Annotated in this window: 9 protein-coding genes and 1 riboswitch; of the genes, 5 read left to right on the top strand and 4 right to left on the bottom strand. The window is 35.7% G+C overall.

Going from position 1 to position 13,148, the window contains the following annotated elements:
• Positions 1-4 precede the first annotated feature (4 nt).
• On the bottom strand, positions 5-790 hold the full coding sequence (locus PWU04_RS13060; protein WP_274476568.1) for a polysaccharide biosynthesis/export family protein: 786 nt from the start codon (positions 788-790) through the stop codon (positions 5-7).
• 11 nt (positions 791-801) lie between these two features.
• Positions 802-2,706: a polysaccharide biosynthesis protein gene (locus tag PWU04_RS13055; protein ID WP_274476567.1), complete on the bottom strand. Its 1,905-nt coding sequence runs from the start codon at positions 2,704-2,706 to the stop codon at positions 802-804.
• Positions 2,707-3,355: 649 nt separating this feature from the next.
• On the opposite strand from PWU04_RS13055, the gene PWU04_RS13050 reads away from it, so the two are divergent.
• Positions 3,356-4,837, top strand: coding sequence for a T9SS type A sorting domain-containing protein (locus tag PWU04_RS13050; protein ID WP_274476566.1), 1,482 nt, complete (start codon positions 3,356-3,358; stop codon positions 4,835-4,837).
• On the opposite strand, the gene PWU04_RS13045 is transcribed toward PWU04_RS13050, so the two are convergent.
• Both PWU04_RS13045 and PWU04_RS13040 read right to left on the bottom strand, forming a co-directional pair.
• A complete protein-coding gene (locus PWU04_RS13045) occupies positions 4,834-6,084 on the bottom strand; it encodes a mechanosensitive ion channel family protein (RefSeq protein WP_274476565.1) in 1,251 nt (416 codons plus the stop codon). The genes PWU04_RS13050 and PWU04_RS13045 overlap by 4 nt on opposite strands.
• Positions 6,084-6,365: a DUF3817 domain-containing protein gene (locus tag PWU04_RS13040; protein WP_274476564.1), complete on the bottom strand. Its 282-nt coding sequence runs from the start codon at positions 6,363-6,365 to the stop codon at positions 6,084-6,086. The genes PWU04_RS13045 and PWU04_RS13040 overlap by 1 nt, the downstream gene beginning before the upstream one ends.
• A gap of 128 nt (positions 6,366-6,493) precedes the next feature.
• Here PWU04_RS13040 and PWU04_RS13035 point away from each other — a divergent pair, with 128 nt between their 5' ends.
• From PWU04_RS13035 to thiC, 4 genes are all read left to right on the top strand, one after another.
• Positions 6,494-9,322, top strand: coding sequence for a M16 family metallopeptidase (locus PWU04_RS13035; protein ID WP_274476563.1), 2,829 nt, complete (start codon positions 6,494-6,496; stop codon positions 9,320-9,322).
• A 293-nt stretch (positions 9,323-9,615) separates the two neighbouring features.
• The gene (locus PWU04_RS13030) at positions 9,616-10,632 is read left to right on the top strand and encodes a zinc-dependent alcohol dehydrogenase (protein WP_274476562.1); all 1,017 of its coding nucleotides are present in this window, start codon (positions 9,616-9,618) and stop codon (positions 10,630-10,632) included.
• 222 nt (positions 10,633-10,854) lie between these two features.
• A riboswitch (TPP riboswitch) is annotated at positions 10,855-10,948 on the top strand.
• Between the two features lie 90 nt (positions 10,949-11,038).
• Positions 11,039-11,242, top strand: coding sequence for a sulfur carrier protein ThiS (gene thiS, locus PWU04_RS13025; protein ID WP_274476561.1), 204 nt, complete (start codon positions 11,039-11,041; stop codon positions 11,240-11,242).
• A gap of 45 nt (positions 11,243-11,287) precedes the next feature.
• Positions 11,288-13,147, top strand: coding sequence for a phosphomethylpyrimidine synthase ThiC (thiC, locus tag PWU04_RS13020; RefSeq protein WP_274476560.1), 1,860 nt, complete (start codon positions 11,288-11,290; stop codon positions 13,145-13,147).
• Position 13,148 lies beyond the last annotated feature (1 nt).

Here is a 13,148-nt window from a genome sequence, read left to right as displayed (position 1 = left end):
AAGCTTATTTTATGAGGATCGCAACTATCGTTGCTAATGTGGCCACAGCCGATATGATGATTACATTGTTTTGGTTATATGATGATGAGCGAACTTTGGGTTTATTGGGCTCTACATAAATAACATCGTTTTGTTGTAGATAATATTCAGGGTCATTGACTACGTTTAAAGACGTAAGATCGAACCTTTTGAATTGTTTTACTCCGTTTTCTTCACGAATTAAAAACACATTTTCTCGTTTTCCATATATGGTCAGATCACCCGCTAGCCCCAATGCTTCTGTTAGCGATACTTTCTCATCTTGTATTACAAAGGTTCCAGGTCTGTTAACTTCACCTAAAACTGTAATCGTGAAATTAGCTAGGCGAATATTTACTATTGGATCTTTTACATATTCCGATATTTTTTCTTTCAACAGGGCTGTTGCTTCCATTCTGGTGAGACCACCAATTTTTACTATTCCTATTACCGGAAAATCAATAGTGCCATCATTATCTATTAAATAGGTTTGCATTTTAAGTATCCCTTGAGCGGAAATCACGGTTTCACTGTAAGCAACTGCAGGAAGGTTAAAGGGTTGTACGGCTAGAGGGTCCAATCCAGCTACATCAATGGTTAACATATCATTGGGTTTATATACTAAATCAATATTATTTTTGATGTTGGCCTGGCTTGACGCCTGATCACTCTGGAAGTAAACAACATTCTCTGGCGATTTGCAAGATGTGTTCATGCCAATAAAAAGTATAATAAGATATGTTAGTAAGAACCTATAGGATTTAGACTTCATATTCTTTAGGGTTAAGATTTAACTTCAATATTTAGGAAATTGTATTTTGTGTTATTAGGAGTGTACTCAGGCACAATATCTTTTATCATAGCTACTATTTCTGCATTGGATGTGTTTGGGGTGGCATTGCATAGTTTTTCAATCTTTGGTAGTATTGTTGATTTGTCTATGCCTTTGCATTTGGCTATCATTATTTTTTCGTGATAGGTGGGTTTAGTGTTCTCACCGTCAATCAATAGTTCTTCACAAATTTTTTCGCCAGGTCTTAATCCAATAATCTTAATATTGATATCTTCAGGGTATCTAAAACCGGATAGTGATATCATATTAACTGCTAAATCAAAAATCCTGATTGGCTTACCCATGTCGAAAACAAATATTTCATTTCCAAACCCCATAGCTGCAGCTTCCAAAACCAATTGGCAGGCTTCTGGAATAGTCATGAAATACCTAATAATATCCTCATGAGTGACTGTTAAAGGGCCGCCGGCTTCAATTTGTTTTTTAAAAAGAGGGATAACAGAGCCATTTGAACCTAAAACATTTCCAAACCGAGTAATTAAAAATTTTGTATTGCTTTGCTTTTTTTGACAGTTGAGATACATTTCTGCAATTCGCTTAGATGCTCCCATTACATTTGTTGGATTTACTGCTTTATCTGTGGAAATTAAAGTGAACTTTTTTACAGAATATTTCATTGCTAAATTGGCTGTAAGACAAGTGCCAATTACATTTACTTTAACCGCTTCAAAGGGGTTGTCCTCCATTAAAGGAACATGCTTGTAGGCTGCTGCATGGAAAACGATATCAGGTTTATACTGGTTGAATATGTAATCCATTCGCACTTCATCTCTCACGTCAGCAACAATAGCAATAAATCTGGAGGTGTTGGATTGAATCAATTCTTGCTGAAGATTGTAGATGGCTGATTCTGAATTGTCAACCAAAATCATCTTAGAATAGTTGTAAAGGGCTAATTTTCTAACTATTTCACTTCCAATTGATCCAGCTGCACCTGTAATGAGCATAGTTTTATTGTTGTATTCTTCTTCGAGAACCGGGTTGTTTATTTGAATAGGTTCACGCCCAAGCAGATCTTCTATTTTAACATCTTTAATTTGACCAGCGCTTAAGTCGCCATCTATCCAATGCTGCACAGGTGGTACAATCTTCACCTTAAGGTTTAACATAAATAGTTTGTTGGTAATTTCAATCAAATCATCAGGGTCGATGTTCTGAATGGAAATGATAACTTCATCAATTTGATATTTAGTGATAAAATCCTGATTTATTTGTGAAGGATGGTAAACATTTAATTGATTTATCTTTTTTCCAACCTTACTTTCATTTCTGTCAACAAATGCGACTACATCTAAATTGCTTTTTGGATCATTGGCAACTACATCATATGTTACCATACCTGAGTTTCCAGCTCCGTAAATTAAAACCCGATCAGTAATATTCATGTCAGAAATAATACTGTGATACATAGATTTAATAAAAAACTTGGCGCCGATTAAGAAGAGCATATTTAGAAGTAGATGAATATATATAATGGATCCTGGAATGTCATAAATTTCACCAAAGCCAAACTCCCGACTCAAATAAGTTGTAACGATTAAGATTGTAGCCAGTATATTCATGCCTACAATTAAATTGACAACATCTTGAAAACCAGTAAACCGTACTACGCCCTTATGAGTGCTTACTACTATAAAACTGATTGCAGAAAATAAAATGATAAAAGGGATCTCTATGAGAAAAGACTTGAAATCGAATTCCAATTCAAAATTATAGCGAATAACATATGCTAAAAAGAATGTAAAAATTACTATTGCAATATCAAACGCCAAAACCAACCATTTGGAGGCATAGCGGTTAGAAAGCTGTTTTAATATTTCGATTAGTCTATCCAAATTAAAGTATTTGTTAAACGTCAATAAATGAGTTATGGGTTTTATTGGAAGTATGGTATCCAAATAAAAATCCTGTTAGCTAACTAAAAAGCTATCTGTTTGCAATAAATTGAGCTATTAATCGAAATATAACCTATTACATAAGGTTTATTATGGTTAGATTAAGGGGATAAACTCTTAAATGCAGCTTATTTAAGTGATGCATTTAAAAGAAAAGTAAATATCTATGATTATTTGAGATTGTTCAAATAAATACGATAAATAACTGATTTCTACGTTGTTTTATTTGTTTGTTATAGCTGTTGTTCTGTGTTATACATAAAAATAAAGAATATAAACTAATGCTAAATTTTTAATGGAGTTGAGAGTAAATTTAATTAGGCATAATACTGAGTATTCACGAAAATATATGGTGAGTTTAATTTAATGCTAAAAAATAGTAAGATTAGGATTAATATGCTTGATGATGAATCTACTTCATATGTATATTTTCTGTAAGTCAAAACATGCTAAAAAGCAGATGTACAGTTGTTTGTCTGTCTGTGTGACATCTTATCGATTTTAAGTTAGATAGTTACTTTTAGCGACCTAAATGTTATACTTTTAGAATTCTAACCTCCCAAATATCAATCCTTTAACCTTAAGTGTTATGAATATTCTAAAAGTAATCCCATCAGTGTGTCATAAGGGGGGCAAAAAGACAGCTCTTACAGTTTTGTTTGCTTTTTCTTTATCAATTTACGGTCAAACAACAAACATCCCCGATAACAGTTTTGAATTAGCATTAACCGTTTTGGGTATAGATACTAACGGGATGAATGGTAATATCTTAAATTCTGATGCCGAAAGTGTGATTAATCTTAATGTTGGAAATTGGGGTATTTCCGATTTAACAGGTATTGAAGCATTTATTAACTTAAAAAAACTGCAGTGCTACGACAACAGTTTGACTACACTTGATTTACAGTCAAATCCAAGCCTTGAAGAATTACAGGTTAACGGAAACAACTTAACATCCTTAAATCTTTCCAATAACCAATCATTAACTGTTTTAAACTTAAGCGGAAATAATACTTTAGCAAGTTTGGATTTAACAGCTAATACAAACTTAATAGGTTTAGGTTTAGATGATACAGCATTAAACAGTATAGACTTGTCTAATAATACGTTATTGGAAGAGCTTCATATTAATAATTGTCAACTCTCTAATATTGATGTGTCTAACAACTCAGTTCTAACGTATTTAGGGTGTAGTTTAAACAATATTAATACGTTAGATGTTTCAAGCAATTTAGCATTAGAATTTTTAGGCTGTTATTCCAATAATTTGACTCAACTTAACCTTTCTTCGAATACCGCTCTAAAGCAGGTCTTTTGTGCAGATAACGCTTTAACCACAATCAATTTAGGGGCAAATAACGTCTTGAAAACACTTGCATGTAATTCAAACAATCTTTCTGAGATCATTCTTTCTGGTACTACATTTTTGGAATATCTTGAAGTGTCAAATAACAACATTAGTATGCTGGATATTTCCCAGAACATTAGATTGACTCACATTATAGCCAATGGCAATAACATAAGTACGCTTGACACAACTTTTGCTGAAGATTTAATGATGTTAAATTTAATAGATAATGAAATAACAGCATTGAACCTAAGCAATAACCCATTATTAAAATATGTTTTAGTGTCACAAAACAATTTGCAATATATCGATATTAGAAATGGCGCAAATGAAATTGTTCAAATCTTTGATGCTTCTCAAAATCTAAACTTAACCTGTATATTTGTTGATAATAGTGCAGATACACTTTTAAGTACATGGATTGTCGATGATGTAACTATTTTCCTAGATAGTGAGGCTGCTTGCCAAACACTTTCCATAGGAAAAAATGAAATAGCAGATGTCACCTTCTTTCCTAACCCAGCAAAAGACCACTTAACGGTAAATACAAATGGTGACAAGGTTTTATTTAAGCTTTATACAGCAAATGGAAGTTTAGTTCTAGAGCAAACATTGAATCAGCACTATAACAATATAGCTTTACCGTCGTTGCAAAGCGGAATGTATCTCGCTTCAATTACAAATAACTTGCAATCGCTTACCAAAAAGTTGGTAATACGTTAAACTGGTAGTTCTCTCGTTTTTGGGTATCCTAATTCAAAAACCTCTAACTTAAAATACGGTACGGCAGCCAAACCATGATCGAATACATCTGCAATAATATATTCGTAGTTTTCCCATCGTTTATCACTGCTGAAGGCATAGATTTCCAAAGGAATCCCTTCAGAAGTTGGTGTCATCTGCCTAATCATAATGGTCATATCCTTATTGATGGCCGAATGATTCTGGATGTATGTTTGTAAATACTTTCTAAACACCCCTAAATTGGTCATGTTTCTTCCGTTTATCAACATACTCTTGTCGATGTTGTTTTCAGAATTGTATTTATCAATATCTGTTTGACGGTGATCCAAATAATCGTGGATCAATTGAACGCCTTTTAATTTATCTACTTCCTCTCGGGTTAAATAGTGAACACTCGAAGCTTTTAGGATTATTGAACGCTTAATACGGCGGCCACCGGATTGGTTCATTCCTCGCCAGTTCTTAAAAGAGTCCGATAGTAGGGCATAGGTTGGAATGTAGGTAATAGTTTTATCAAAGTTTTGAACCTGAACTGTAGACAGGTTAATTTCTATAACGTCTCCATCGGCGCCGTATTTTTCCATCGTAACCCAGTCGCCAATTCTAATAGTGTCGTTTACAGAAACCTGAATACTAGCAACAAACCCTAAAATAGTGTCTTTAAAGATTAATAAAAGCACTGCCGAAGCGGCACCCAAAGTGGTGAAAAAGTATTGAAAGGTTATGTTCCCAACAATTGCAAAACAGCCAGCAATGCCAACAATCCAAACAAATAGCATAACTACTTGCACATAACTATCTATTGGTTTGTCCTTTAATCGCGGGCGGGTCTTTAGATGGGCCTCAACACTCTGAAGAAAGCTTTTGATAATCCAAATAATAATGAGGACACCGTAAACCTTTAAAAGTTTTTCAATAGCCGTTTCAAACTGTAAGAAATCTGAAAAAACAATAGGAAACAGTTCAAGAGTAATTAGTAAAGGGACAATATGAGCAATGTTTCTAGGTACTTTGTAAGCAACCAACAAGTCATCCAGTTTGTTTTTTGTGCGACTTGCAAACCTATTGAATGCTTCAACAAGGATTTTTCGGGTAATAAAGTCACTTATAAAAACAATAATAATCAGTGCTATCAGCAGCACAGCCATATTGAGGTATTCAGAAAGGTTGGCAGAAATGCCTAAATCAATAAACTTATCGTAAAAAAAGTGTTTGTATTGATGCATTAAGCTTGTTTTTTTAAATACTTTTTATCTACATAAAAAGTTCCGAAAGGAATAACAGATGCAATGGCAACGGTAAACAGTTTTCCTTTTTTCCATTTCAATTCAGAACCAATCATGAAAGCCAGTATAAGATAGGCAATAAACAACAAACCATGAGGCATTCCTAAGATTTTCACATACATGGGCTCATCCATTAAGTATTTAACCGGTGTTGCGATAAACAACAAAAGGATGTATGATACTCCTTCAAGGAAAGCAATTATTCTAAAAATATTCAACATTGAAAACAGGGCTTAGATTTTCACACAAAAATAGGTCAGAGTAATGTCTTAACGGGTGTTTTAACTAAAATTTAAGAGCAGTTAAAATTTTCTTCAATAACTTTTCACTCCTAACCAAACAAAAAAATATGAGATATAATGTTTTGTGCCTTGCTATGGCTACAGTTTTGGTTTCCTGCCAGAAGGAAAACAAGCAAGCTGCTGTAGAAAAAGAGGAGTTCGAATTTAAGATTGATTACGAAAAATTCACTCTCAACAATGGTCTTGAGGTCATTCTACATGAAGACCATAGTGATCCAATTGTAGCGGTAGCTACCATGATGCACGTTGGATCTAACCGTGAAAAACCAGGCAAGACTGGCTTTGCTCACTTTTTTGAGCACATGAGCTTTAACGATTCTGAAAACGTGCCTGTTGGCGCCAACCGTAAAATGATTCCCGAATGGGGTGGAAGCCGTAACGGTGGAACTTGGAGCGACGGTACCGTTTACTACGAAGTGGTTCCTAAGGACGCTTTTGATAAAATCCTTTGGATAGACTCCGATCGCTTTGGTTATATGATAAATACCGTAACAGAGGCCGCACTTGAACGTGAAAAACAAGTGGTAAAAAACGAAAAGCGTCAACGGGTTGATAATTCACCTTACGGCTATACCGATGAGATCATCAGAACGAACTTATACCCAGAGGGCCATCCTTACAGTTGGACCGTTATTGGTTCCTTGCCGGATTTACAAGCGGCCACTCTAGATGATGTTAAGGAATTCTATAGTGAATTTTATGGAGCTGACAATGCTTCCCTAGTTATAGCCGGAGATATTGATATTGAAGAGACCAAGGAAAAGGTGAAACGCTGGTTTGGTGAAATTCCTTCTGGACCAGAAGTAAAGCCTATGTCTCCAATGCCTATTACTTTGAATGAATCGAAGTCACTTTTTTTTGAAGACAACTTTGCCAAATTACCAGAATTAAGGATTGTAATTCCTACTGTTGAAGAATACAATAAGGATGTGTATGCTCTTCAAATTCTTGGACAATTATTGAGTGGTAGCAAAAAAGCACCGTTATACAATGTTATTGTTGAAGAGCAAAAACTGGCTCCTAACGTAAGTAGTTACCAAAACAGCAGTGAATTGGCTGGTGAATTTATCTTTAGTGTGCGTGCTAATGAAAGTACTGATCTGGATGATGTGAAAAAAGCCATAGATGAAGGCTTAACAAGATTTGAAAGCCAAGGTGTTAGTGAGCAGGATTTAAAACGAATAAAAGCCGAATTGGAAACCCAATTATACCAAGGTGTAAGTACTGTTTTAAAAAAAGCCTTTAAGTTGGTTAAGGATAATGAGTTTAAAGGCGATGCAGGATACATTAGTGAGACCGCCAGATTGACCAACAACGTTACTGTTGATGATGTGATGGATGTTTATAACCGATACGTCAAAAACAAAAATTATTTAATGACCAGCGTTGTTCCTAAAGGACAAAAAGACTTGGCCGTTGACGGTGCTTCCAAAGCTACCGTTTGGATGGAAGAAATAAAGCAAAACGTTGCTAGTGAAGAGGTTAGTCAGGGTGAAGAGGCCAAATATGAAAAAACACCAAGTAAATACGATAGGAGTGAACCTTCTTTTGGAGAATTACCTTTATTTAAATCACCTGATGTTTGGACAGTATCTTTAGATAACGGAGCTGATATTTATGGCATAGAAAACAATGAAGTGCCTTTGGTGCAATTCGATATCACTATTCCTGGCGGACATATGCTTGACCCAGATGATAAGGCAGGTGTGGCATCACTTTTTGGTGATTTAATGCAAGAAGGAACGGCTACAAAAACACCAGCAGAATTGGAAGAAGCCATCGGGATGCTTGGCGCCAACATAAACATGTACAGTTCTGGTGAAGACTTTCACATTACCGGTTCTTGTTTAACTAGAAACTTCGAACCAACAGTAGCGTTGGTAAAAGAAATGATTTTAGAACCACGATGGGGGCAAAAGGAATTTGGCAGACTGAAACAAGCTCTGGAAACTAGCCTTAAAGGACGTGAAGCCAACCCAAGTGCTATTGCATCACTGGTATACAGTAAGTTGCTGTATGGAGAGAACCATAAATTAGGTGTTTCTTCAAGTGGGACTTTAGAGTCTGTTGCAGATATCAATATGGAAGATTTAAAAACATATTACCGCAACTTGTCACCTAAATCGGCTACAATTCACGTGGTAGGAGCTGTGAGTAAACAACAGGCTGTGGAAACCATGAAACAGTTAAACGACTGGACGGGAGAGGAGATTGCTATTTCCTATAACCAAGAACCTAATACAGCAAAAGCAAACACCATCTATTTTATCGATGTTCCAGACGCTAAGCAATCGGTAATCTATGCTGGGAAATTAGCAGTTTCTGCCGATGATGATATTGCCAATAATTTGGATTTTGCCAATGAGATTTTAGGTGGTGGCTCAAGTGGAAAATTGTTCCAGACCTTAAGAATTGAAAAAGGATACACTTATGGTGCTTATTCAGGAATATCGCAAGCCAAATCCATTGCGCCATTCACAGTTAGAACAAATGTACGTGCCAATGCCACATTGCCGTCTTTGCAAATTATAAGTGATATGTTGAAGCAATATCCTTCCGATTTTTCTGAAGATGATGTACAGCTTACTAAAGACAAAATCCTAAAGGGGAATACCCGTGCTTACGAAAGTTTGGGTGCAAAGCTTGGTATCTTAAGGGGGATCAGTAAATACAATAAGCCTAAAAATTATATTGAAAACGACCAACAAGAGCTAATTGCTATGACTTTGGAGGATTATAAAAATATCATTAGCAATTATCTCAATGAAAATGATATGATTTATGTGGTAGTAGGCGATAAGGCTACACAATTGGAGGAAGTGAAAAAACTAGGAAAACCAGTAGTGGAACTAGATATCCACGGTAACCCTATATAGCCAAATTACTTTTTATAATCCGATTTTTTAAAGCAGCCTACATTATTAGGTTGCTTTTTTATTAAGGAAAGATGAATAATAAGTCGTTTTTCAGAATATTATAGGCTTATAGTTGTGTTGGTCATAAAATGAAATAATTTATGAAAAGTAAGTCTCAAAATCAGTTACATGTTATAGATGAATGTTCATAAAATAGAATATATAAATTGAAATTGCTTGGAATTCTATTTTGTTATTATGTAACTTTATGTTTTTTAGATGTTTAAATAGTTGTTTGTTAAAATCAATAAAGTATGAAACCAGTGAATCCTTCAGGTGTATTTCATAATGTACATGATATTAGAGTAGAAGAAAAAGAGTCTCCTAAAATAAGTGATAAAGGAGTAATTATAGAGGTAGAGATGATAGGAATATGTGGTACTGACTTACATATTTACCATGAAGGATTAGTGCCGTCAGGCTCGGTTATCGGTCATGAATTTTGTGGTAAAATAATAGAAATAGGAGCAGAAGTAGATGCGTTTGAAGTAGGAGAAAGAGTGGTGGTAAACCCCATGATTGATGGTACAGGATTAGGCTTGTCACCTGGAGGGTTTGCTCGATATGTGAAAATTGATAATGCTCAAAAGAACTCCAATCTATTTTCAATCCCAGATAGTGTGACTAGCGAGAAAGGTGCTCTAATAGAACCCATAAGTGTTGGGTTGGCCGCTATACGAAACACCAAATATAAAAAAACAGACAATGTTTTGGTTACAGGGTGTGGAACTATTGGTCTAGTGACAATAGCAAGTTTGAAAACAAAAGGGGTAGAAAATATTATTGCTTCTGATATTAGTGAAAAACGACTAGAGTTAGCCAAAAAGCTCGGAGCAAAATATACCTTTAATCCAAAAACAGATGGAAATTTAAAAGATTTCATTGAAAAACAGTTTGGCACAGTGCCTTCCCTTAATTATGCTGGAAACTTACCTAATCTAAACACTGCATTTGAATGTAGTGGAGTAAGTCCAATATTAAAACAGTCAACGGAGCTTTTGGCACCTGATGGAAACCTCACGGTTTTGGCAATATATAGTAAAGAAATGACCATAGATCCCAACAATGTTGTGTACAAACGTTTAAATATTATGGGATCTCTCTTTTATTCGAGTGAGGATTTTTTAGAAGCAATAGATTTAGTGAGCTCAGGTAAATTAGATGTTACACCTATTGTTTCACACCATTTTTCTTTAGATGAATTGCCGAAGGCGTTTGAAGTACAAGCTGACAGTTCAAAATCTGTGAAGGTTATTGTAGATGCAATTTAGAGCTTTGCCATTTAATAAATGCTAATTACAGGTTAGGGTGTAAAATAATCATTGCAGTGAGTCGTTAAAACATACTTTCCAGATATTAGTATAAAATATTAAAAATTACCCTGTAGTTTTATTGCAATTTTAAGGCTTATTCCAAGTTCATTTTTTTGTAAGTAAATTATACATTTAACATTTTTCCATTTTTGAATTGATTAATTATTCCTATGTTTGCCCTGTAAACTTTAGGAGTAACCACTTTGTGGTTTGAGACATATCCTTTGAACCTGACGCTGTTCATACAGCCGTAGGAAAAAGTTAAAGATAGTTGCTTGGCAACTCATACTCTCTTTTTTACTGCAAGAAGCCTCTTGTAGTACCTCCCGAAAGTTTATGATTACTTTAATTCTAAATTAGAATAATGATAACCATAAACGTTAACAACACTATACATCAACTGGAAGTAAACACTTCTATTGCACAACTTTTATCAACCCTAAAAAGTCCGGTTAATGGCATTGCAGTTGCTATTAATAATATTGTAATTCCAAAATATAATTGGACTGAAACAGAGCTAAAGGATAATGATGATATTCTTATTATCCAAGCGACCCAAGGCGGTTGATTTTCTTCATTGTACAGATATTTTGTATAGTTAAAATCCATTTTTATGAAACCAAAAGATAAAGCTCCGAAACAAAGCGGTATTACAAGACAGCCATTTCCTAATTCAACGAAAATATATGTTCCAGGGGAATTGCACCCCAACATTAAGGTTGCTATGCGTGAGATTGCTTTAAACGACACTACTGATGCGATAACGGGCAAGAAAATCCCTAACGAACCAGTAACGGTTTACGACACATCTGGACCATATACAGATCCTAATAAAAAGATCAATGTACATAATGGTCTGGAACGTATTAGGGAACAATGGATAAAAGATAGGGGTGATGTTGAGCAATTGAATGAATACTCATCTGAATATTGCAATCAAAGGCTCAACGATAGTAGTTTAGATCATTTACGATTTTCTCACCTGAAGAAACCCTTACGTGCTAAAGCCGGTAAGAATGTTTCCCAAATGCACTACGCCAAACAGGGCATTATCACTCAAGAGATGGAATATGTTGCCATCCGTGAAAACCAGCGTATTGATGAAATGACCCGATTGGCAGAGCAACACTCCGGAAAGGATTTTGGAGCCAGTATTCCCGAAAAAATTACACCCGAGTTTGTTAGGGAAGAAATAGCAAGAGGACGAGCTGTAATTCCATCGAACATTAATCACCCGGAAAGTGAGCCAATGATTATTGGACGTAATTTTTTGGTGAAAATCAATGCAAATATTGGTAACTCGGCTACCACATCGAGTATTGAGGAAGAAGTAGAAAAAGCTGTTTGGGCTTGTCGTTGGGGAGCAGATAACATTATGGATCTCTCCACAGGTAAAAATATTCATGAAACACGTGAGTGGATTGTTAGAAACTCTCCCGTTCCGGTAGGAACAGTACCTATTTATCAAGCCCTGGAAAAGGTTAATGGAAAGGCTGAAGATTTAACTTGGGAGGTTTTCAGAGATACTTTGATTGAGCAAGCTGAGCAGGGGGTAGATTATTTCACTATACATGCAGGTGTACGTTTACGTTATATACCAATGACAGCAAAACGTATTACGGGAATTGTATCCCGAGGTGGATCAATTATGGCAAAATGGTGTTTGGCTCATCATAAAGAAAGCTTTCTGTATACGCACTTTGAGGAAATCTGTGAAATCATGAAAGCTTATGATGTTGCTTTCTCATTAGGAGACGGTTTACGACCAGGATGTATTGCCGATGCCAATGATGAAGCCCAGTTTGCCGAATTGGAGACTCTTGGTGAATTGACTAAAATAGCGTGGAAACACGATGTGCAAACCTTTATAGAAGGGCCAGGCCATGTTCCTATGCACATGATTAAGGAAAATATGGACAAGCAGTTGGAAGCATGTGGTGAAGCGCCATTTTACACTTTAGGGCCATTAACCACAGATATAGCTCCTGGGTACGATCATATTACCTCCGGGATTGGAGCAGCTATGATCGGTTGGTATGGTACGGCAATGTTGTGCTATGTAACCCCTAAGGAACATTTAGGATTACCTAATAAAGATGATGTAAGAACAGGTGTCGTAACCTATAAACTGGCGGCACATGCAGCCGATTTAGCCAAAGGACACCCTGGTGCCCAGCATAGAGATGATGCTCTAAGTAAAGCTCGATTTGAGTTTCGTTGGGAAGACCAATTCAACCTGTCTCTAGACCCTGAATTGGCTAGAGAATATCATGATGAAACTCTACCTGCTCAAGGTGCTAAACTAGCGCATTTTTGTTCTATGTGCGGACCTAAATTCTGTTCCATGAAAATCTCTCAAGAAGTACGTGATTATGCTGCTAAGGAAGAATTGAAAACAAACGAAGCATTAGTGCAGGGAATGGAAGGTAAAGCCAAGGAATTTGCTGAAAAAGGCGGTGAAGTTTATCTATAAC

This window comes from Mangrovimonas aestuarii, from assembly GCF_028767185.1.
GTDB lineage: Bacteria > Bacteroidota > Bacteroidia > Flavobacteriales > Flavobacteriaceae > Mangrovimonas_B > Mangrovimonas_B aestuarii.
The sequence above is the reverse complement of the archived record's forward strand: the minus strand, read 5'-3'. Positions and strand labels throughout refer to the sequence as shown.

Coding starts and splice junctions, on each gene's coding strand:
- PWU04_RS13060 (WP_274476568.1), bottom strand. CDS start 790: ATGAAGTCTAAATCCTATAGGTTCTTACTAACATATCTTATTATACTT.
- PWU04_RS13050 (WP_274476566.1), top strand. CDS start 3,356: ATGAATATTCTAAAAGTAATCCCATCAGTGTGTCATAAGGGGGGCAAA.
- PWU04_RS13045 (WP_274476565.1), bottom strand. CDS start 6,084: ATGCATCAATACAAACACTTTTTTTACGATAAGTTTATTGATTTAGGC.
- PWU04_RS13040 (WP_274476564.1), bottom strand. CDS start 6,365: ATGTTGAATATTTTTAGAATAATTGCTTTCCTTGAAGGAGTATCATAC.
- PWU04_RS13035 (WP_274476563.1), top strand. CDS start 6,494: ATGAGATATAATGTTTTGTGCCTTGCTATGGCTACAGTTTTGGTTTCC.
- PWU04_RS13030 (WP_274476562.1), top strand. CDS start 9,616: ATGAAACCAGTGAATCCTTCAGGTGTATTTCATAATGTACATGATATT.
- thiS (WP_274476561.1), top strand. CDS start 11,039: ATGATAACCATAAACGTTAACAACACTATACATCAACTGGAAGTAAAC.
- thiC (WP_274476560.1), top strand. CDS start 11,288: ATGAAACCAAAAGATAAAGCTCCGAAACAAAGCGGTATTACAAGACAG.